This window comes from Nocardia canadensis, assembly GCF_032656385.1.
Lineage (GTDB): Bacteria > Actinomycetota > Actinomycetes > Mycobacteriales > Mycobacteriaceae > Nocardia > Nocardia canadensis.
This window is the reverse complement of record NZ_JAVCWB010000001.1, coordinates 621648-643544: the sequence shown is the minus strand read 5'-3', so window position 1 is coordinate 643544 and position 21897 is coordinate 621648. Positions and strand designations below refer to the sequence as shown.

Sequence of the window (21897 nt, the reverse complement as noted above, 5' to 3'; positions counted from 1 at the left end):
GTCAGCACGGCAGCGAATCGACCTCGTAGCGCAGGCAGTACGGGTTCCGGGTGACGAGCGTCAGCTCCTCACACCGGGCCTGCGCGACCAGGATCCGATCGAACGGATCACGATGGATCGACGGCAGCCGCGCGGCTTCGATGGTGTGCCGCGCCTCGATCGCCCGCCATGCCGCCTCCTCGGCCAAGAGGTCAGTCCGGTGATTCGGGGCTGTCCACCGACTTCGCCCACAGCCGTGCGCAACCGGGATTCGGCGTGCTTCGCGGCGAACGCCTGAGCCTCAGTCCGCCGCGGCGACCGCCGCCTTCGGCTGCCGACGGGTGATGAGGTAACCGAACGCGGCGGCGAGCGGGAACATCAGGATGCCGTAGATCGCGGCGGGCACCGCCATCTCGGTGCTGTCCAGGACGCTCACCGCGATGGTGATCGCGATCGTGCTGTTGTGGATGCCGACCTCCATCGAGCAGGCGATGGCCTGCCGGTCCGGCACCCCGAGCAGGCGCGGCAGGAAGTATCCGACGGTCAGGCTGATCAGGCAGAACAGCACGGTGATGCCGCCGACCTGCGCGAACGACTCGGTGAGGGTGTCGGATTCGGTGGCGACCGTCCCGAGGATCACCAGGAGCAGGGTCACCGCCGAGCCGATCCGCACCGGGCGGTCCATCCGGTCGGCGAACGCCGCCGAGGAGCGGCGCACCAGCATGCCGATCGCCACCGGGACCAGCACGATCGCGAACACCTGCACCACCTTGCCGAACTGCAACCCGAGCGAGCCGCCCTCGGCCGGGTCGAAGTAGCCGATCGCGAAGTTGGTCACCAGCGGCACGGTGGCGACGGCGATGATCGAGTTGACCGCGGTCAGCGACACGTTCAGCGCCACATCGCCGCGGAACAGATGGCTGAACAGATTCGCCGTCGTCCCGCCCGGCGAGGACGCCAGCAGCATCACCCCGACCGCCAGGATCGCGGGCAGATCGAACAGCAGGACCAGCCCGAAGGCGACCACGGGCAAAGCGATCACCTGGCACAGCAGCGCGATCGCGACGATGCGCGGGCTCTTGGCGATCCGGGTGAAGTCGGCGACGGTGAGCGAGAGTCCCAGACCGAACATGATCACGGCCAAGGCCAGCGGCAGTCCGACGGAAACCAGGGGTGAGTTCATAGCAATCCTCATCGAGCGGCCCGGGCGCACCGGGTTTGAGACTCATGCGTCTCAATGAGAGAGGATAGCCAGCTGTGATCCAGGTCGCAGTGAAACTGCCGGAATTACGCGACCACGGCGGTGGAGTCGCTGCGCTCGCACAGCTCGTGGACGAAGCGCATCTTCTCCAGGACTCGGTCGGGCAGCACGAAGGGATAGAGGTCATCGTGGCCCATCGACCGGTTGACCATGTTCAGCGACCAGGCCAGCGGCAGCCACAGTTCGATGATCTTGTCGTACCCCGCCCGTCCGACCTGCGGACGATCCAGGGTGGCGCCCGCAGGCGCGAAGCCGAAGGCGGCGGCGGTGTCGAGGGTGTCGCGGATGTGCAGATAGTGCGCGAACGTCTCGGCCCAGTCCTCCGCGGCGTGCATGGTCGCGTAGGACGAGACGTAGTCGCTCTCCCAGCCGGACGGCGCGCCCTGGGAGTAATGCCGGTTCAGCGCCTCCTGGTAGTCGGCGTACGGGTCGCCGAAGAGCTCCCGGAACCGTTGCAGCGCTTCGTCTCCGGCAACCAGCACGGTGAAGTAGTAGTGCCCGATCTCGTGCCGGAAATGGCCGAGCAGGGTGCGGTACGGCTCGGCCATCTCGATCCGCAGCTGCTCGCGGTGCGGGTCGTTCGCCTCGGCCAGATCGAGGGTGACGACACCGTCCATGTGACCGGTCAGCACGTCGTCGGTCCGGCTGGAGAGCAGGTCGAAGGCCAGGCCATGGGCGGGGTCGGCCTCGCGGCCGACGATCGGCAGCCCGAGTTCGACCAGTTCGAAGATCAGGCGGCGCTTGGCCGCCTCGGCCTCGGCGAAGGCCGCCAGCCCGTCGGCGTCGGCGTCGTTGGGCCTGGTCCGGGTGAGCGCGCACGACGCGCACAGCATCGGCCCCGAGGTGTGGCCGGTCGTCGAGACGAGCCAATTGCACTGCGCCACATGCAGGTTGTCGCACAGCCGGAACCGGTCGCCGTCGACGACGCCGCCCGCGTGATCGATCGCCGCGTCACCGGGCGGATCGCCGATCACCACCAGCGCGCGCTCGTCCAGGCTGAAGCCGAGCCTGCTCGAGCACGACAGGCAGACCGAGTTCTCGAAAGCCAGCTGCTGCCCGCAGTTGGGGCAGACGAAATCGCGCAAGGGACTACACCTCCACCGGGGCAACATCGACCGAGACCGTGATCGTGGACTGTTTGGCGTCGGTGTAGATGATGCCACGCAGCGGCGGAACATCCTGGTAGTCACGCCCCCACGCCACGGTGACATAGCGCTCGTCGGCGAATTGGTCGTTGGTGGGGTCGAAGGCGATCCAGCGGCCGGTGCGGTCGGTGGGGTCGGTGCCGGGCAGCCAGACCGCCGCCCACGCGTGGGTGGCGTCCACCCCGACCATGCGTTCCTTACCCGGCGGCGGATCGGTCGCGAGGTAGCCCGAGACGTAGCGGGCGGCCAGCCCCCGCGACCGCAGGCAGGCCGCGCCGATCCGGGCGAAATCCTGGCAGACGCCCTCGCGCGCGGCGAACACGTCGGCGACGCTGGTACTCACCGTGGTCGAGCCGGAGCGATACCGGAAGTCCTGGTTGATCCGGGTGTTCAGCTCGGTGACCGCCTCGAGCAGCGGCCTGCCCGCCGGGAAGCTCCGCGCGGCGTACTCGGCGACCTCCGGGGTGATCTCCGGCGGCAGCAGATCGAGGGTGAACTCGACCGCGAGCGGGCCGGTGGCGGTGACCGGCCGGGCCGCCTCCCACCCGACGTCGGCGCCCGCCATCGTCGCCGGGTGCTCGCCGTCGACGTCGACGAGGGATTCGCCGGTGACCTCGAGTCTCCGATGTTCCGATGTCACATGGAAATACGTGGTCGTGTTGCCGTAGACATCGGTGCCGATCGAGCGGTCCGAAGGCACCGGGTCGATATAGATGTCGTGCTCGAGCAGCCGCTGACCGGGGAACTCGCGCGGGGTCAGATACGCGCGGCCGTAGGAGCTGGTGACCTCGTCGGAGTAGCTGTAGGTGGTCCGGTGCACCACCCGGTAACGCCTGCTCATCCGACCATCCTGGTATTGCCCCACAGCGGCTGGATACCCAGCGGCACAGCGAGTTTGGTGGTCTCGAACGACTCCGACAGCTTGCGCAGCCGCAAGTGCACCCCCTCCAGCAGTTCCACCAGCTCCGTGCGCACACCCGCGGCGTCGGTGTGTTCGAGATCGGCCGGGTCGACCCGGCGCAGCATTCGCTGGGCGTCGGCGAGCAGCCGCTGCGAACGCGACGCGCCGGAGCCGCCGGGCAGCGCCTGGAAGTCGGCCTCGAGCCGGTCGAGCTGATACACCAGCGAGCGCGGATTGCCCGCGTCGAACAGCAGCAACCCGGCCAGCGCGGCGACATGGGCCGAACCACGGTGGCGGCGGCGGTAACTCACCGCCGACTCGGTCGCGACGAGCACCGAATCGGTGACCACCCGCTCCACCTCGGCCGGGCTGGCCTGTGCCAGCGCGGCATTGAGCAGCGAGGTCAGCGCGAGCCCGCGCTCGATCCGCTTGCCGATGTCCATGACGTACCAGCCGGTGTCGCGCACCATCGATTCCGCGCCGATCCCCGACAGCGACAGCAGCGCGGCCAGCGCCAGCGAATGCACCGAGGACAGCGCGGTCTCCTGTTCGGTATCGGCGCCGCGGAACTCGGCCAGCGCGCGGTCGAGGGCGCCGATGATCATCCAGGTGTCCCCGGAGAGCTGGTCACGCACGGCCCGGGCGGCCGAGCCGTAGTGGTCGACCGCGTAGGACAGCGATCCCGCCAGGTTCCGGTCGCCGGTGAGGGCGGACAGGTAGGCGAAGCCGTCGGCGGAGGCGCCCGCGACGGTGCGCCGGGCCGCGGTGGACCCGCCGTCCATCGGGCGGTTCGTGAACTGCCCCTGCTTCTGCCGCGTGCGTGGCACCTCGGATTCCCTGTCCGGCGGTGGTTCCGCCGTGCGATCGGCGGCGGTGCCGGTGGTGCGCAGCGCTCGCGCGAGCGCGCTCGTGCCCGCGCGCTCCCAGGGGGCGGCCGAGTCGTCGGAATCCTGTTCCACCGCAGCCGTATCGGCTTCCGCCTCGCCCGCGTCCGGCGGCGCGGTGGCACCGTCAGCGGATCGGGTGCCGTCGGCGGACGGGTCGCTTCCCGAGGTCGTGGCGGGTGACCTGCCGGCTGTGGTGGGGGAGGTCGGCGACTCCGCACCGGAGTCCGCCTCCTGCGCCACCCGGACCAGGGCTCCGACGGCACCGGTTCCACTGGGCAGCACGGATTCCGGCGCGTTCGTCCCGGTGGTCACCGACAGGGCGCGCATCAGGATCGGCAGTGCCTCGGCGCCGTCCAGCCAGGGCCGGTAGCGGTAGTCCTGGTAGACGTCGTGGGTCGCGGCGAGCAGGCGGACCACCGATTCGGCGCGTTCGCTGTAGCGGCCCATCCAGAACAGGTCGTTGAGCACACGCGGCGAGCTGACCGCCTCGACGACCGGCACGGCGCGACGCAGCCGCTCCTCGTGCGGCGCCTCGGCGCCGACCGCGGGCGCGGTCGCGGGCGCGGCCCGCACCCAGACATCCTTGGCCGCCACCTTGATCACGCTGCGCGTCGGCTCGAGCCGCATCCGCTGCTGGCCGAGCCCACCCGACATCGCGGTGTACCCGCCACGACGAGCCAGCGAGAACAACCGCATCCCGACCGGCGCGGGCTTGAGACCCGCCTCGCCTTCCACGGCGGGCGCCACGGAGAACTCCGCGGGTTCCTGGCCGACCCACTTCCACCGCTCGGCCTCGATCCGGGCGGCGAGTTCGGCGCGCTCGGCAGCGGCCAGGCTCGGCCCGAAGATGGTCGACCCGTCGACCGCCGAGCGAATCACCAGATCACCGATATGGGCGAGGAGATGCGAGCGTTCGGCGTCGTCGCCGCCCCAATAGGCGGGTGTCCCGTCGAGCAGCAGGTCGGCGCCGAGGACGGAGCGGGCGATCCGGGGCAGGAACGCGCTCAGCGCAGGCGATTCCAGCAAGCCGGAGCCTAGCGTGTTGACCACCGTGACCGCGCCCCGGCGCAACACCTCGACCAGACCGACCACGCCGAGGCGCGAATCCGGCCGCAGATCCAGCGGATCGGAGAACTCCGCGTCCACGCGGCGCAGCACCACGTCGACCCGTTCCAGACTGCCGAGCGAGCGCATCCACAGCGCGCCGTCGCGAACTACCAGGTCGGCGCTCTCGACCAGCGGGAAACCGAGCATCTGCGCGAGATAGGCCTGGTCGAAAGCGGTTTCGGAGTGCGAGCCGGGGCTCAGCACCACGACCACCGGCTCCTCGCCGTCGGCCAGTTCCGGCGCGGCCTCCGCCAGCATCAACCGCATGGCCCGCGCGAACGGGGTGAGCGGGCGCGGTCCGGCGTGCTCGAACGCCTCGGGAATGGCCGAGGCCACCACGCGTCGATCGGCCAGCGCGTACCCGGCGCCGGAGGGCGCCTGCGCCCAGTCGGCCAGCACCCGGAACTGGCCGTCGCTCCAGCGGCTGATGTCGCAGGCGTGCAGGAACAGCTGGTGCGTGCCGGGAATGGTGATGCCGTGCGCCGCCCGCACGTAACCCGTACTGCCGAAGACGATCTCCGGTGGCAGCAGGCCCGAGCTCAGCAGCCTGCGTGGGCCGTAGACATCGGTGAGCACCTCGTCGAGCACGAGCGAGCGCTGGACCAGACCTGTCTCCAGCCGGGTCCAGTCGTCGGCGGAGACCAGCAGCGGGATCGGATCGAGCCGCCAGGGCATCGGGGTCGCCGTGTCGTCACCGAGGCCGACCTCGGTGTAGGTGACGCCGTCGTCCTCGATCTGCCTGCGCACCCGGTGATCGATCCGGCCGAGCCCGCCGGTGCCCTGGTCGACGAAGTCGGCCGAGAGCTCCGACCACATCGACCGCACGCGGCCGCGCCCGTCGACCAATTCGTCGTAATAGCCCTGCGTCGGCCGGCCGCACTCGTCGAAGCGCGATCCCGCCTTGCTCTCGGCCCGATACCGCGCGAACTGCTCGGCCACCTGCGCGCGCACGCCCGGTGCCGTCCGGTTCCCGTCCCGTAGCGCCTCGTCGCGCTGTGTCACCGAGCCGACCTCGCTTCCTGTTGTTGCCTACCGGCCGCCGGTCGCGCCCCACACGGTTCGCGCGCGACGTAGATCCAGGATGCCCGGTGCACCGACATCGGTCGACTGCGCCGCGATCTTCGCACGGAGTTCGGCCGGGTCGATCGGATTCACGGTGTGTCCCGCCGCCTCGAAGCGGCGGTTGCGCCGCGACTGAGCCGCCACCGCGTTCACCGGGACGTCGTCGAACGCGCGGCCGCCGGGGTGCACGACGTGATAGGTGCAGCCGCCGTGCGAGAGCCCGGTCGCCGCGTCGACCAGGTCGAACACCAGCGGCGCGTCCACGGTGATGGACGGGTGCAGAGAGTTCGGCGGCTGCCAGGCGCGATAGCGCACGCCGGCGACCTGCACGTCCGCCTTGTCGGTGGTCAGCAGGGGCACCGGCATGCCGTTGCAGGTCACCACGTATCGGCCGCGATCGGCGCCGACCACCCGCACCTGCAACCGCTCCACCGAGGAGTCGACGTAGCGGGCGGTGCCCTGACCGGTGGTCTGCTCACCGAGGGTCAGCCACGGTTCGATCGCGCCGCGCAGTTCCAGTTCGACATCGCCGATCACCGCGGTCCCGATCCGCGGGAACCGGAACTCGGTGAACGGGTCGAGCCAGCTGGTGTCGAAGTCGATGCCGTGCGCGCGCAGGTCGGCGGCCACCTCGGCGATATCGCTCATCAGGAAGTGCGGCAGCAGATAGCGGCCGTGCAGGTTGGCGCCGTGGCGCAGCAACGGCGCCCGGTAGGGCTGGTCCCAGAACATCACGACCAGGCCACGCACCAGCAGCGACTGCACCATCGCCATCTGGAAGTGCGGCGGCATCTCGAAGCCGCGCAGTTCCAGCAGGCCGAGCCTGCCGCGCGCGGAATCGGGACTGTAGAGCTTGTCGATGCAGAACTCGGCGCGGTGGGTGTTGCCGGTGAGATCGGTCAGCAGGTGGCGCAGCGCGCGGTCGATATGCCAAGGAGCGGATTGGATCTCGGCCGGGGTGGCGTCGCCGATCGCCTGTTCGGCGGTGAGCCGGGCGATCTCGGCGAAGGCGATCTCCAGTTCGTAGAGCGCGTCCTCGCGGCCTTCGTCGGCGCGCGGCGCCTGCGAGGTCGGCCCGACGAAACGGCCCGCGAACAGGTACGACAAGGCCGGATGCCGCTGCCAGTAGGTCAACATCGACACCAGCAGATCGGGCCTGCGCAGCAGTGGCGAGCGCGCGGGCGTCACCCCGCCCAGGGTGATGTGATTGCCGCCGCCGGTGCCACCGTGGGTGCCGTCCACGTCGAACGACTCGGTGCTCAGCCTGGCCAGCCTGGCCTGCTCGTAGAGCGTGTCGAGCACCTCGGCCTGCTCGGCGAAGGAACTGGTCGGCATGATGTTCACCTCGATCACGCCGGGGTCAGGGGTGACCGAGAACGTCTGCAACAGTGGGTCGTTCGGCGGGGCATAGCCCTCGAGGACCACGGGCTGCCCGATCGCCACGGCGGCCGATTCGACCCGGGCGATCAGGTCGAGGAAGTCCGCCAGCTCGCTGACCGGCGGCAGGAACACATGCAACCGACCCTCGCGCACCTCGGCGACCAGCGCGGTCGTCGGCGTGAAATGCGCGGGCTCCACGGTCGCGGCTGGTTCGTCGCGCTCCGGGTCCAGCGGCCGCTGATACAGCGGATCGGCCTCGGGCAGCACCGGCGGCGACAGCCACGACACCGACCCGATCGGCAGCCGCAGGCCCGCGGGCGAATCACCGTCGGCGAGCACGATCCGGCCGGGGCCGTCCTCGTTGCGTCCCCGCCGCAACTGCCAATCGGCACTCGCCCAGCCCGCGCCGTCGGCCCGGCGATGAATCGGCAGCACGAAGGCGGCCGGTTCGTTGACGGCCTGATCCAGGCTCTCCACCAGCCGCTGCCGGACCTGCGGTGAATCCTGCTCGGGATCGATGTCGGCGGGCGGCGGATCACCGTACGGCGCGGACACGGTCGCGGCCAGGCGGGCCAGTGGGTCCTCGAAGGCGGGGCGGACCTGCCCGGCGGGCAACCCGAGCGTGTCGGCGATCCGCGCGACCAGCTCCCGCGCCGCATCGATATCGGCGGCCGGTTGCCGATCCGCCACCACCCCGGCCGCATTCAGCGGCTGCGTCTCGGCAGGCCGGACCCCCGCCTTCTTCCGCGCCCGCTTTCCCTTCTTCTTGTCCTTCTGCTTCTTCCCCTTCGCCGCCGGCGCCTCATCCGACCCGACCGACTCGGTCACTCCAGCAGCCTCGCCCAGACCCCCGGACTCGGCCAGTTCAGCGGCCTCAGCCAACCCCGCAGCCTCAGCCTCTGGTGTGAGCTCGGCCGGTTCGGCGGGGGCGTCGGTGCGCGCGGGCCCGACCGGGATCGCGCGCTGGGAGATCGGGGTCCAGGGGTTGGTGAGGAGGTCCTGGCGGTGCCAGATCGGTTCGCCGTCGGCGCGCCAGGCGATGGCGATCTCCCAGCGCGGCAACGGTTCGCCGGGATACCACTTGCCCTGGCGGTACTGGACGATGCCGGTGGGCGCGTAGATCGAGCGCAGGCGGTCGGCCAGGTCGACGGCGCGCTCGCGTTTGTGTGGACCGTCGGCGTCGGTGGTCCACTGGGCGCTCATCTGATCGTCGATGGAGACGAAGGTGGGTTCGCCGCCCATGGTCAGGCCGACGTCGGCGGCGGCCATCCGCTTGTCGATGGCCGCGCCGGAAGCGGTGATCCGTTCCCACTGGGAATCGGTGTAGGGCAAGGTGACTCGTGGGTCCTCGTGCACCCGACGCACCACATTGCTGAATTCGAGAGTGGCCTCGGTGATCCCGGTCGCGCCGGTGATCGGGGCGGCGGCACCGGGATGCGGGGTGGCCGCGAGCGGGATGTGCCCCTCTCCCGCGAACAGCCCGGAGGTGGGGTCCATGCCGATCCAGCCCGCGCCCGGCAGATACACCTCGGTCCAGGCGTGCAGGTCGGTGAAGTCGGCGCTGGGCCCCGATGGCCCGTCCAGCGACGGCGTATCCGAGGTCAACTGCACCAGGTAGCCCGAGACGAACCGGGCCGCCAGCCCGAGCTCGCGCAGGATGCCGACGAGCAGCCAGGCCGAGTCCCGGCAGGACCCCAGCTGGGTGCGCAGCGTGTGATCGGGCGACTGCACGCCCGGCTCCATCCGCACCGTGTAGTCGACGGTGTTGCGCAGCGCGTAGTTCAGCTCGACCAGGTAGTCGATCGAGCGGATCCGGCCCTGCGGGCGGTGCACCCGCACCCAGTCGTCGAGCAGCTCCCCCGGCCCCGAACCCGGCTCCCCCTCGTCGACCGGGCGCAGGTACGGCTCCAGGTCGGCGGCCAGCGCCGCCGGATAGGTGAACGGGAAGTACTCGGCGTAGTCCTCGACGAAGAAGTCGAACGGATTGACCACCTCGAGATCGGCGATCAACCCCACGGTGATCGACAATTCCTTGGTCGGTTCCGGAAACACCAGCCGCGCAACGAAATTGCCGAACGCGTCCTGCTGCCAGTTGATGTAGTGCGCGGCCGGCGACACCTGTAGCGAATACGCCTCGATCGGCGTCCGCGAATGCGGCGCCGGCCGCAGCCGCACCTCGTGCGGATGCACCTCGACGAGACGATCGAAGGAGTATGCGGTCCGGTGTTCGAGTGACACCTTGATGCCCATGCCCCCAGTTGACCACACACCACCGGCGCGGCGTGGCGTGACGAAACCGGAGTTTCCCGACGGGCATCAGGTCGAAACCCGCAGGCAACACTGCCGCACCAAAGGCTGCCGAACCAGCACGAACCGACCGACCCGTAGGCTGACCGGGTGAGCTACGACCACATCCTCCTGCCGTCCGGCGTCGCCACCTCCGTCGACGAAGTGGACGCGTATCTGGCTACCCAGGAAGGTCGGCCCGAGTCCGCGGAGATCGTCGAGATCGCGACCGAACTCAACGCCCGCAACGCCGAACTACCGGTGGACGACTCGTTCCTGAGCGTCGAATCGGTGGGCGGCGCGAACGGGACGACGCTCTACGTCCCCTCGCCGTACGACGCGATCGGCTTCGTCCGCCACCTGCTCTTCGACCTGGCCACCCCGCGCGGCTACGCGGTCTACGACCCACAGCTGACCTGGCTGATCGACCCCGCCGGGCACGTGCCGATCGCCGTCACTCACGGCGGCGCGGGCGAATTCCCGTATCTCACCGAGGAATTGGCGCGGCGCTGGGTCGCCGGGCTGGCCGACCCGAACCCGTATCTCATCGTCGAGCGCGGCGAGCAGCGCTACATCCAGACCTACCGTGACCCGAGCGGGCCGTACACCCTGGAATACCGCGACGGCTCCCCGGACCAGCACTTCGGCGCCACGCTCGACGATCCGGCGCAGGTCGCCGACATCATCTGGGCCTGGACCACCGAGGACCCCGCCGCGGGCAAGGGCGTGGACTGGACCCGCGTCGAGTTCTGAGCGCTAGAGCGCCCGCCGGCCCGACAGGGCGCGGCCCAGGGTCAGCTCGTCGGCGAATTCGAGGTCACCGCCCATCGGCAGGCCCGAAGCCAGCCGGGTGACGGTGAGCCCGGGGAAATCGCGCAGCATGCGCACCAGGTAGGTGGCCGTCGCCTCGCCCTCGGTGTTCGGGTCCGTCGCGATGATCACCTCGCTCACGTCGACGCCGTCGTCCTGATTGCCGATGCGGGTCAGCAGTTCCCTGATCCGCAGCTGATCGGGTCCGACGCCACTGAGCGGATCGAGCGCACCGCCGAGCACGTGGTAGCGACCACGGAACTCACGGGTGCGCTCGATCGCCTGTACGTCCTTGGGTTCCTCGACCACACAGATCATCGTGCGGTCGCGGCGCGGGTCGGCACAGATCCGGCACAGCTCTCCGTCGGCGACGGTGCCGCACGACACGCAGAACTGCACGCCGTCGCGCACCTTCTGCAACGCGGCCTGCAACCGGTCGATCTCCGGCGGCTCCACCTGCAACAGATGGAAAGCGATGCGCTGTGCGCTCTTCGGACCGACGCCGGGCAGCTTGCCCAGTTCGTCGATCAGATCCTGAACCGGCCCCTCATACATCAGAAGTCGGGCAGACCGGGCAGCGAACCGCCACCGAGCCCCTGCGAGAGCGGGCCGAGACGCTCGGCGGCCAGCTTCTGCGCGTTGGCCATGGCGTCGTTGATCGCGCCGATGACCAGGTCCTGCAGGCCGTCGACATCGGACGGGTCGACGATCTTCGGGTCGATCGTCAGCGCGACGACCTCACCGCTCACCTTGATGGTCGCCGCGACCAGACCGCCACCGGCCTGACCCTGCACCTCGGATTCGGCGAGCTCTGCCTGCGCCTGCATCACCGCCTGCTGCATCTGCTGGGCTTGGGCGAGCAGGGCCTGCATATCGAACTGACCACCATCGGGTTGCACAGCACGTCCTCTCCAGAAGTTTCGTCCGCGTCAAGCGTAGTCCTCACGCGCCGCCGGGATACTCCCACACCCGCCCCGGAGATGGCGCATACCGACCGTGCCGTTACCCGTGACCTGCCGGGTAACAGGTTGATTGCTGCCTGGTCGCAAGCGAACCCGCTCCAGATCGTTTGCCTAGGATCGAACGTGGTTCGGGACAGGGTTCGGCAATCCGAGGGAGAACTGATGAGTGTCATGCGCACGTCCCTGATCGCCACGGTGTTCACCGCCGTCGGCCTGCTCGTTCTGCCCACCTCGACCGCGTCGGCGGACTCGGGCGCGGCGGTCGCCGACTACGGCGGCGGCTGCGTCGTCGACCCCGGCAACTCCGCGGCGACCCTGGATTCGCTGCGCTTTCGCTGCAACGTCACCCAGCAGGATCAGATCTACCGCGACGCGCGGGCAGGCGCCGTGCCGACCGGCGTCACCAACGGCTGGCTGGCCCGGCCACCCCAATTCGCACCGATGGCGGCGGCGCTGTGGATCGGCAAGGTGTTCCGCACCGGACCCGACGGCGGCTCCCTGACCAACCGGGTGACCGGCGCGGGCATCGAGGCCTTCCCGGCCGATGTCTACCGGGCGCCGTCCATCCTCGACGGCGGCCCGGCCTGGGCCCTGAACTACGCGCCGTCGCCGACACCGCAGGTCTACGACGAGATCCGCGAGATCAGCCCGGGCGTCTGGTTCGGCTACTCGTGGTGGCGCGAAGGCGACTGGCCGCTGCTCGCGGCCTTCGTGCTCGCCCCCGCGTGAGTCGTTGTTGACCCTCCCCCCGCTGGAGGGTGTTGGCTGATCTCATGACAGCCACCGTGGCGATCGGCGAGTTCGCCCGCCTCACCCATTTGAGCGTCAAGACCCTGCGCTACTACCACGAGATCGAGTTGCTCGAGCCGGTCGCGGTGGACGCGGGCACGGGTTATCGACGGTATTCCACCGAGCAGGTGGACACGGCGCATCTGATCCGCAGGCTGCGCGATCTGGACATGCCGCTGCCCGACATCCGCACCGTGCTCGCCGCCGCCGAACCGGCCGACCGCGACGCCACCCTGCGCGCCCATCTGACCAGGATGGAAGCCGAATTGCAGCGGACCCGCGACGTGGTCGCCTCGCTGCGCGCGCTGCTCACCGTACCCGCGCCGCCCTTGCGGGTGGACTACCGGATCGAGCCCGCGTTCACCGCGCTCACCCTGACCGAATCGGTCGACCGCGACGCGATCGGGACATGGTGTGGCACCGCGTTCGAGCAGCTCTACACGAGCCTGCTCGCCGCGGGCGTGACGCCGGGTGGGGTCGCGGGCGCGACCTATTCGACCGAGTTCTTCACCGAGGCCACCGGCGCGGTCACGGCGTACGTGCCGCTGCCGCCCGGCGCGGACCCGACCCCGCCGAAGGGACTCGCGATCACCGAGTTCGCGGCCCGCCGCTTCGCCATCGCCGTGCACACGGGCGCGTTCGAGGACTTCGACCGCACCTACGGCGCGCTGGGCAGCCACGTCGCCGAGCACGACACCGTTCTTCCCGACGAACCGGTCCGCGAGCGCTATCTCGTCGGACCGGACATCACCGATAACCCGGCCGACTACCGCACCGAGGTGTGCTGGCCGATCACCGAAGGAGAGATCCGATGACCCTCGCCCTTGGCAATGTCACGTTCGACTGCAACAACGCGAACGCGCTGGCCGAGTTCTACGCCCAGCTGCTGGACCGTCCCGTCGACCCGGAGGCCTCCCCGTTCTTCGCCACCGTCGGCCAGACCTCGGGCACCTCGCCCGTGCTGATGTTCATCCAGGTGCCGGACAAGACGCCCGGCAAGAACGTGGTGCACCTGGACTTCCACGCCGTCCAATGGCGCGACTACGTCGAGCGCGCGATCAGCTTGGGCGCCAAGCATATCGGCGACTTCGACGAGTACGGCCAGCAGTGGGTCACCCTCGCCGACCCCGAAGGAAACCTCTTCGACATCGGCAAGGAGTGAACGCCGGGAGGGCCGCACCGCGATCGACGCGGTACGGCCCTCCTCGACGTTCGCCCGGCTGGATCAGGCCAGCTCACGCTGGAGATTGCCCAGCACCTCGGCCTGGATCTTCTTCAGGCCCAGGGGCGCGAAGATGCCCTCGAAGATGCCCGACACGCCGCCCGCGCCGGTCCAGGTGGTGCGCAGGGTGACCTGCGAACCGGCGCCGTCCGGGGTGACGGTCCAGGTGTTGACCATCGAGGAGTTGGCGTCGCGCTCGGTGAGGATCGAGTCCGACACGGTGACGTTCGCGCGCACGTTGCGCGAACGCTTCTCGGTCGCCTGCAGCGTCCACTCCACCACGGTGCCCGCGCCCTTGCCGCCCTCGACGACCTTGTAGTCGCGGTAGTGCGAGGAGAGGATGCGCGGACGGATCGTCTCGTAGTCGCCGATCGCTTCGAGCGTGCGCTGCGGATCCGCGGCGACGACGATCGAACTGCTGGCGCTGACCTGTCCCACTGTTGACTCCTTGTCGGGGTGCGATATCTCGACCGGGTTACATCCTGCCCTGCGCCTCACCGGATCGCCCGACCAGGTTGGGCGAAAGGGAAACATGTGCGTGACATTTCGACGTGGCGGGGTGGTATTCGGTAGCCCGACGGACACGGTCGTACTAGCGTCGAATGCGTGGCAGTGAGTCTTTTGGGTAGGGCCGGCCACGAACCGGCCGCACGCGAGTCTGGATATGCCGCGCACCGGGAGGGTGTGGAGCGACTGCTGGCAAGCTATCGCGCCATTCCACCCGGCGCCGTCGTCCGCTTGGCGAAGAAGACGTCCAACTTGTTCCGGGCCAGGGCGGCCAGCACCGCGCCCGGCCTCGATGTGTCGGGCCTCGGGCGGGTGATCGCGGTGGACCCGGAAGCGAGAACCGCCGATGTCGCGGGCATGACCACCTACGAAGACCTGGTGGCGGCCACGCTGCCGTACGGTCTCGCGCCGCTGGTCGTGCCGCAGCTCAAGACCATCACCCTGGGCGGTGCCGTCACCGGCCTCGGGATCGAGTCCACCTCGTTCCGCAACGGCCTTCCGCACGAATCCGTGCTGGAAATGGACGTGCTGACCGGTTCCGGTGAGATCGTCACGGTGAAACCCGAGGGCGAGACCGCCGATCTGTTCCGCGGGTTCCCCAACTCCTACGGCACGCTGGGCTACACGGTCCGGCTGAAGATCGAGCTCGAACCCGTCGAGCCGTATGTCGCGCTGCGCCACGTGCGCTTCCACGACCTGCGCGAACTCGAAGCCGAGCTCGAGCGCATCGTCACCGAGCGCAGTTACCAGGGCGAACGGGTCGACTACCTCGACGGCGTCGTGTTCACCGCGACCGAGAGCTATCTCACCCTGGGCAGGCAGACCGACGAGCCGGGCCCGGTCAGCGACTACACCGGGATGGACATCTACTACCGCTCGCTACAGCACGCCGACGGCGTCAAGCGGGACCGGCTGACCATCCACGACTACCTCTGGCGCTGGGACACCGACTGGTTCTGGTGCTCACGCGCCTTCGGCACCCAGAACCCGAAGATCCGCCGGTTCTGGCCGAAGGCCTACCGACGCAGCAGTTTCTACTGGAAGCTGGTCGCCCTCGACCGCAAGTACCACATCGGTGACCGCTTGGAGGCCCGCAAGGGCAATCCACCGCAGGAGCGGGTGGTCCAGGACATCGAGGTACCGGTGCACCGCACCGCCGATTTCGTCGAATGGTTCCTGAAGGAAATACCGATCGAGCCGATCTGGTTGTGCCCGTTGCGGTTGCGCGAGACCGCCGGCGACCCGGCGGGCGACCGTCCGTGGCCGCTGTACCCGCTCGAACCGCGGCGCACCTATGTCAATGTCGGCTTCTGGTCGGCTGTCCCGAGCAAGCCCGGTCAGTCGGAGGGGGCGGCCAACCGCGCGATCGAGAAGATCGTGTCCGAATTCGACGGGCACAAGTCGCTGTACTCGGATTCCTACTACGCCGAGGACGAGTTCGCCGAGCTGTACGGCGGCGAGACCTATACCGAACTGAAGAACCGTTACGACCCGGACCAACGACTGCTGAATCTGTATTCGAAGGCGGTGCAACGCAAGTGACGACATTCAAGGACCGATCCGAGGTATTCGCCGAGCTGGGAACCCGGCTCACGATCGCCGAGGTCTTCGAGACGCTCATCGACGGCGAGATCCCGATCCGGCTGACCGCCTACGACGGCAGCGCGACCGGGCCGGCGGACTCGCCCTACACCCTCGACATCAAGACACCGCGTGGCATCAACTACCTGGCCTCGGCACCCGGCGATCTCGGCATGGCCCGGGCCTATATCGCCGGTGACATGGTCGCCGAGGGCGTGCACCCCGGCGATCCGTACAACATCCTCCAGGCCATGCAGGCGATGAAGTTCCATCGCCCCTCGGCGTTGTCGCTGGTCACCATCGCCCGCTCGCTCGGCTGGGAGCGGCTCAAGCCGATCGCGCCGCCGCCGCAGGAGACCCTGCCCCGCTGGCGCCGGATCGCGCTGGAGGGCCTACGTCACTCCAAGACCCGCGACGCCGAGGCGATCCACCACCACTACGACGTCTCGAACAAGTTCTACGAGTACGTCCTCGGTCCCTCCATGACCTACACCTGCGCGGTCTACGGCGAACCGGACTGGACCCTCGAGCAGGCCCAGGAGAACAAGTACCGGCTGATCTTCGAGAAGCTGCGGCTGAAGGAAGGCGACCGGCTGCTCGACATCGGCTGCGGCTGGGGCGGCATGGTCCGTTACGCGGCCCGGCGCGGGGTCAAGGTCATCGGCGCCACCCTCTCGGCCGAGCAGGCCGCCTGGGCGCAGCAGAAGATCGAGGACGAGGGCCTGGGCGAGTTCGCCGAGGTCAGGCACAGCGACTACCGCGACATCCCCGAAGGCGAGTTCGACGCGGTCTCCTCGATCGGTCTCACCGAGCACATCGGGGTGCACAACTACCCGTTCTACTTCGGCTACATCAAGGACAAGCTGCGCGACGGCGGCCTGTTCCTCAACCACTGCATCACCCGGCCGGACAACACCCGCACCACCAAGGCGGGCGATTTCATCGACCGCTATGTGTTCCCGGACGGCGAGCTGATCGGCTCGGGCCGGATCATCTCCGAGGTCCAGAACATCGGCCTCGAGGTGCTGCACGAGGAGAACCTGCGCGAGCACTACGCGCTCACCCTGCACGAATGGTGCAAGAACCTGGTGGAGAACTGGGACGCCTGCGTCGCCGAGGTCGGCGAGGGCACCGCGAAGGTGTGGGGCCTGTACATGGCGGGCTGCCGGCTCGGCTTCCAGCGCAATGTGGTGCAGCTGCATCACGTGCTGGGCGTGAAGCTCGACAAGAACGGCACCTGGGACGTCCCGCTGCGTCCGTGGTGGCAGCCGTAATCCGGTCCTGAGCTCGGGTGCGCGGGCGCGCACCCGAGCTTCGGCTCAGACCAGCAGTTCGTCGAGGAAGTGACCGGGCACCTCGGCGAGCAGGGGATGCGGCTGTCCCTCGTGCGATTGCGTGCGCAGCACGTGCAGCAAGCCGACGACACCGGGCCCCGCGTCGAGCAGTGGCCTGGTCCAGCCGAGGTCGGCGCAGGTGCGCAGCACCGGCAGGACCAGCCCGGTCGCCTCGCCGACCCAGCCCGCCGACGCCAGACACTCGGCGAGCAGCAGCGTGGCGTCCAGTTCGGCCCGGGGCCGGGACTGATCGAGCAGCCGCGCGTAGAGCACCCGGGCGTGCCGGGCGGCCCGGTCGTCGGCGCGCAGGCGTTGTTCGGCCAGCAGCGCCCTGATCTCGGCGAATTCGCGGGCCTCGGCGATGAGCACCGCCGCACCCGACTTGCTCCGCTTGCCGTTGCCCGACGGGTCGGCGGCGAATCGGTCGACTGCGTCACCGGCGGGCAGGCCCAGCCGCGACCGCTCGGCGCGGACCTGCGCGTCGAGCCGGGCCAGCCCGTTCGTCGCGGCCACCCGCGCACCCTCGTCCAGCCGCGCCGACGCCGTGTACTGGTCGCCGAGCGCGGCCTTCACCCGCGCGCCGGTCACGAAGGTCGCGACCAGGAAGTCGACCGGCCCGACCCGGGTGACCAGCTCATGGCTCTCGTCGAGCAGCCGGTCGGCCAGGTCCAGGTCGCCGCGCCGGTAAGCGACCTCGCCCAGGAGCGCCGCGGCCACCCGCACGGCGTCCGAGCGCGGCCCGGCCCGGTCCCGCGCGGTGTCGTAGGCCAGCTCGAAACACGCGGTGGCGGTGGCGATGTCGAGTTGTTCGTAGGCGGCGTCACCGCGCGCGCACAGGCCGAAGACCGGGCCGAGTGGGTCCTTGGACCGCGCGTGATACTCGGCCGCCCAGTCCTGCATCTCGGTCGCGCCGGCGAAGTCGAACTCGCACAGCCGGACGAACGACACCAGGTTGGCCGCGGTCGAGACCGTCCACGCGGGCAGCTCGTCGGGGGTTGCCAGGCAGGCGGCGAGTTTGTCGGCCACGCCGTCGAGGTCGTCGTGGGCAACCTGGTCGGCGGCCTCGAGCACTGTTGCCGCGCAGCGCTGTTCGGCCAGTTCCGGTTCGCCGCCGGCACCGCGGGCCAGCAGATTCGACAGCCGGCCCAGTGCCGACCGCGCGGTGCTGGTCTCCTGCAGGTTCATGTTCGCCCGCGCCACCGCCATCAGCAGCTTGGAGCGGGAAGTCACCTGCTGCACCGGCAGTTTCGAGACGCTGCCGAGCAGCGTCGCCAGCCGGGACCGGTCGATCAGGTCCATGCCGCCGCTCTCCAGCAGATCGGCGGCCAGCTTGAGGTCGGTGGCGGCCAGCGCGTGGTCGACCGACTTGCGCAGCAGCTGGTGCTCGGCGTACCAGCGAGCCGCCTTGCGGTGCAGCACCTTCGCGCGTCCGGGGTGTTCGCGCTCGAGCCGGGCCCGCAGGTGCTCGGCGAACAGCGGCTGCATCCGGTACCACTCCGGGTCGTGCTCGATCCGGTGCAGGAACAGTTCGCGCTGTTCGGCCTGTTCGAGCATGGCCGCGCCGTCGGGCACGTCGGCGAGGACGGTGGCCAGCGAACCGCTGACCCGCTCGACCACCGAGATCGCCATCAGGAACTCCAGCAGTTCCGGCGCGATGCTGTCGAGGACGTTCTCGGCCAGGTACTCCCGCATGCCGTGGCCGCCCTCGGCCAGCGAGCTCAGCAGCTGGGTCGGGTCGGCCTTGCCGCGCAGGGTCAGGCTCACCAGCTGGATCGCGGCGGGCCAGCCCTCGGTGGCGGTGTGGATCTGCTCGACCTGCTCGTCGGTGAGCGCGAAGCCGTTGCGCTCCACCAGGATCTGCCGCGTCTCGGCCTCGGTGAGCCGCAGCTCCGCCGCACCCAGTTCCACCAGTTCGTCACGCACCCGCAGCCTGCTGATCGGCAGCCCGGACTGATCGCGGCTGGTCACCACGAAACGTACGTGGTGGCAGCCGTTGTCGAGCAACGCGGCCATCGCCCGGTGCACCCCGGGGTCGCGGACGCGGTGCCAGTCGTCGACGACGACGACCACGCTGCGATCGCTGGCGTGGATCTCATCGATCAGGGTCGCGATCACGAAGGCGGCCGCGTCGGCCGGACGCTCTTCGAGCACCTGCTCCAGACCGGCACCGACATCGGGACGCACCCGGCGAATGGCCTCGATCAGGTGGGCCAGGAACCAGATCTCGCTGTCGTCGTCCTGGTCGATGCCGAGCCAGGCCACCGGGATGTCCCTGGCGACCAGGTCGGCCCGCCACTGGGCGGCCACCGTGCTCTTGCCGAATCCGGCGGGCGCGTGCACCAACGCCAGCCGGCGATTGCCGCCCGCGCGCAGCACGTCGAGCAGCCGCTGGCGTGGAAACGGCTCGCGGGCCGGTGTCGGCGGCCGGAACTTGGTGGCCGCGGTGGGCGGCAGTGTGCCGGTGGGCCCGGTGCCACCGCTGCGCAGCGGGACCGAGGCACCCGCGGGTTGCAGGCTCAACGGCCAGCTGCGCCGGGCGGTCACCGCCTTGAGCGCTTCCGGGCTGCCCGCGTCGATCTCGACGGGCTGGGTATCGAGCAGGGCCATCTCGTCGGGCATCTGGCCGTGCGCGCGCTGCACCTCGCGCAGCATCTCGCCGAACTCGTAGGCCGAGGCGGGCCGATCCCCCGGCTCCGGCGACATCGCCGACTCGATCACCGCGGCCACGTCGTCAGGAATGTCCTGGGCACGCAGGTCGGGCACCGGCTGGGTGGTGATCCGCAGGAACTGCGCGACGACCTTCTCGCCGGCCTGCCGTTCGAAGGCGGCATGGCCGGTCAGCAGGGCGAACAGGGTCGCGCCGAGCCCGTAGATATCGGACTGCACGGTCGGTTCTTGTCCCCTGAGCACCTCGGGCGCGGTGAACGCGGGCGAGCCGGTGATCAGGCTGCTCGAGGTCTGGAAGCCGCCGGGGATGCGGGCGATGCCGAAGTCGGTGAGCTGCGGTTCGCCGTACCCACTGATCAGCACGTTCGCCGGCTTCACGTCCCGGTGCAGAATCCCCGCCCGGTGTGCGGATTCGATCGCCGCGGCCAGTTTTACCCCGGCACGCAAGGTATCGGCCCAGGTCAGCGGGCCGCGATCATGGATGAGACGTTCGAGCGACCCCCGCGAGCAGTACGGCATCACGATCAGCGGCAGCCCGGTCGCGGTCACGTCGACCTGCAGGATGTCGACGATGTTCGGATGGCCGGAGAGCCTGCCCATCGCCTGTTCCTCGCGCAGGAACCGCTCCCGGCTCTCCTCGTCGATCTCCGAGGACAGCACCTTCACCGCGACCACCCGGTCCAGCGCGGGTTGCAGACACCGGTAGACCACGCCGAATCCGCCGCGCCCGATCTCCTTGGCCCCGGTGAGGCCCATGGCGTCGAGCTCGGCGATAACGGTCTCGTCGACCTCGCCGGGAGCCTGCTGGCGCTGCGTGTTCGCTATGCGCGACTGCTGCGGATCCATGTGACCACCTCACACATCGAATCGGCGTCACCGGCGTATCGGTCGGCGTGGGACCTATCGGGCGCGCGCCCGAATATCCGCACATATCCAAGCTAGCGCGATATCGCATCCATCGGGTGGAGATTCGATGCTGTGGCGGCCACGGTTGGCCGACACCGGAGTTCGGCGCAGCCGCGAGCGCGGGAGGTGCGCGGTTCGGGCACAGTGTTGCGCATGAGTTCGTCGGTCGTCGATTCGTTCACTGTCGCCACGTTCAATGTCAATGGGATTCGCGCGGCGCGGCGTCGCGGGTTCGACACCTGGCTGCAGGCTCGGTCGGCCGATGTCGTCGCGCTGCAGGAACTGCGTTGTCCCGCCTCGGAAGTGGGATCCTTTCCGGGCTACTCGGCAGCTGTCGACGTCGGTTCCGTGGCCGGTCGGAACGGGGTGGCTGTGCTGACGAGAGTTCCCGCCGCCGCGGTGCGGACGTGGGTGACCCATCCCCCCAAGGCCCGCGGACTCGGCGAGTTCGCCACGCAAGGTCGCTACCTCGAGGTCGATCTGGCTGACCGCGCGGTGACGGTGGCCTGTCTCTATCTCCCCAAGGGCGGGCTGCCCGCGCAGCTGCAGCGTCCGGGATCGATGCGTGAACAGCCCGATGGCGGTCTCAAATACGAGCGCAAGCACCGGTTTCTCGCGGCGTTCGCCCGCGAACTGCATCGGAACCGGCTCGCGGCACGCGCGGCGGGACGCGAGTTCCTCCTCGTCGGAGACCTGAACATCGCCCATACCCAGCACGACGTGACCAACTGGCGTGCCGCGCGCACGATGGACGGCTTCCTGCCCGCCGACCGCGACTGGTTCAGCACGGTGCTGGGCACCCGCAGGCTCGTCGACGTGGTGCGGCAGGTGCACGGCGAGCGGCCGGGCCCGCTCACCTGGTGGAGTTGGGCGGGCCAGTCCTTCGTCAAGGACGTGGGCTGGCGGGTGGATCACCAGCTCGCGACACCGAAACTCGCCCGGCTGGCCACGGCCGTCGTCGCGGACAAGGAATCCGCACCCGACGAGCGGCTCTCCGACCACGCGCCGCTCGTGGTGACCTACGGGTGATTCGGCGCGAGTCGGCCTCATGCGGGAAGCCCGCCACCGCGAACGGTGACGGGCTTCCGGACCAGCCGAAGCCGGGGGGTAC

General features: G+C 69.6%; 17 protein-coding genes. 7 read left to right on the top strand and 10 right to left on the bottom strand.

Translation table 11 applies throughout. The features are described 5' to 3' along the window. Window position 1: 1 nt before the first annotated feature. The 6 genes from Q7X29_RS02880 to Q7X29_RS33025 form a co-directional block, all read right to left on the bottom strand. Complete coding sequence (locus Q7X29_RS02880; RefSeq protein WP_218721352.1) at window positions 2–187, bottom strand: PIN domain-containing protein; 186 nt, start codon at window positions 185–187, stop codon at window positions 2–4. Window positions 188–280: 93 nt separating this feature from the next. Further along, window positions 281–1162: a bile acid:sodium symporter family protein gene (locus Q7X29_RS02875; protein WP_218721330.1), complete on the bottom strand. Its 882-nt coding sequence runs from the start codon at window positions 1160–1162 to the stop codon at window positions 281–283. A gap of 104 nt (window positions 1163–1266) precedes the next feature. Continuing rightward, window positions 1267–2325, bottom strand: a complete 1059-nt coding sequence (locus Q7X29_RS02870; RefSeq protein ID WP_316573194.1) for a zinc-binding metallopeptidase family protein — start codon at window positions 2323–2325, stop codon at window positions 1267–1269. A 4-nt stretch (window positions 2326–2329) separates the two neighbouring features. Continuing rightward, window positions 2330–3226: a transglutaminase family protein gene (locus Q7X29_RS02865; protein ID WP_218721328.1), complete on the bottom strand. Its 897-nt coding sequence runs from the start codon at window positions 3224–3226 to the stop codon at window positions 2330–2332. Further along, entirely contained in the window at window positions 3223–6282 is a 3060-nt protein-coding gene (locus Q7X29_RS02860; protein WP_316573193.1) for a circularly permuted type 2 ATP-grasp protein, read from the bottom strand. The genes Q7X29_RS02865 and Q7X29_RS02860 overlap by 4 nt, the downstream gene beginning before the upstream one ends. Before the next feature lie 27 nt (window positions 6283–6309). Then, window positions 6310–9972, bottom strand: a complete 3663-nt coding sequence (locus Q7X29_RS33025) for a transglutaminase family protein (protein WP_394358648.1) — start codon at window positions 9970–9972, stop codon at window positions 6310–6312. Window positions 9973–10119: 147 nt separating this feature from the next. Here Q7X29_RS33025 and Q7X29_RS02845 point away from each other — a divergent pair, with 147 nt between their 5' ends. Next, window positions 10120–10761 carry a hypothetical protein gene (locus Q7X29_RS02845; RefSeq protein ID WP_218721326.1) on the top strand — a complete coding sequence of 214 codons (642 nt, stop codon included), beginning with the start codon at window positions 10120–10122 and terminating at the stop codon, window positions 10759–10761. Window positions 10762–10764: 3 nt separating this feature from the next. On the opposite strand, the gene recR is transcribed toward Q7X29_RS02845, so the two are convergent. Next, window positions 10765–11373, bottom strand: a complete 609-nt coding sequence (gene recR, locus Q7X29_RS02840) for a recombination mediator RecR (RefSeq protein WP_019044526.1) — start codon at window positions 11371–11373, stop codon at window positions 10765–10767. Continuing rightward, a complete protein-coding gene (locus tag Q7X29_RS02835) occupies window positions 11373–11717 on the bottom strand; it encodes a YbaB/EbfC family nucleoid-associated protein (RefSeq protein WP_218721325.1) in 345 nt (114 codons plus the stop codon). Before Q7X29_RS02835 ends, recR begins: the two co-directional genes overlap by 1 nt. Before the next feature lie 225 nt (window positions 11718–11942). Between Q7X29_RS02835 and Q7X29_RS02830 the strand changes: the two genes are divergently transcribed. From Q7X29_RS02830 to Q7X29_RS02820, 3 genes are read left to right on the top strand one after another with little or no spacing between them, the layout of a single operon-like run. Next, window positions 11943–12509: a hypothetical protein gene (locus tag Q7X29_RS02830; protein WP_316573192.1), complete on the top strand. Its 567-nt coding sequence runs from the start codon at window positions 11943–11945 to the stop codon at window positions 12507–12509. Between the two features lie 44 nt (window positions 12510–12553). Next, a complete protein-coding gene (locus tag Q7X29_RS02825) occupies window positions 12554–13384 on the top strand; it encodes a MerR family transcriptional regulator (protein WP_316573191.1) in 831 nt (276 codons plus the stop codon). After that, a complete protein-coding gene (locus tag Q7X29_RS02820) occupies window positions 13381–13731 on the top strand; it encodes a VOC family protein (protein WP_218721322.1) in 351 nt (116 codons plus the stop codon). Before Q7X29_RS02825 ends, Q7X29_RS02820 begins: the two co-directional genes overlap by 4 nt. A 63-nt stretch (window positions 13732–13794) precedes the next feature. Here Q7X29_RS02820 and Q7X29_RS02815 read toward each other — a convergent pair whose 3' ends face one another. After that, entirely contained in the window at window positions 13795–14229 is a 435-nt protein-coding gene (locus Q7X29_RS02815) for an SRPBCC family protein (RefSeq protein ID WP_218721321.1), read from the bottom strand. 174 nt (window positions 14230–14403) lie between these two features. On the opposite strand from Q7X29_RS02815, the gene Q7X29_RS02810 reads away from it, so the two are divergent. After that, complete coding sequence (locus tag Q7X29_RS02810; RefSeq protein WP_316573248.1) at window positions 14404–15840, top strand: FAD-binding oxidoreductase; 1437 nt, start codon at window positions 14404–14406, stop codon at window positions 15838–15840. Beyond that, window positions 15837–17153, top strand: coding sequence for a class I SAM-dependent methyltransferase (locus tag Q7X29_RS02805; protein WP_218721320.1), 1317 nt, complete (start codon window positions 15837–15839; stop codon window positions 17151–17153). The genes Q7X29_RS02810 and Q7X29_RS02805 overlap by 4 nt, the downstream gene beginning before the upstream one ends. Before the next feature lie 45 nt (window positions 17154–17198). On the opposite strand, the gene Q7X29_RS02800 is transcribed toward Q7X29_RS02805, so the two are convergent. Beyond that, window positions 17199–20726 carry a protein kinase domain-containing protein gene (locus Q7X29_RS02800; protein WP_316573190.1) on the bottom strand — a complete coding sequence of 1176 codons (3528 nt, stop codon included), beginning with the start codon at window positions 20724–20726 and terminating at the stop codon, window positions 17199–17201. A gap of 213 nt (window positions 20727–20939) precedes the next feature. On the opposite strand from Q7X29_RS02800, the gene Q7X29_RS02795 reads away from it, so the two are divergent. Further along, window positions 20940–21815: an exodeoxyribonuclease III gene (locus Q7X29_RS02795; RefSeq protein WP_316573189.1), complete on the top strand. Its 876-nt coding sequence runs from the start codon at window positions 20940–20942 to the stop codon at window positions 21813–21815. Window positions 21816–21897 lie beyond the last annotated feature (82 nt).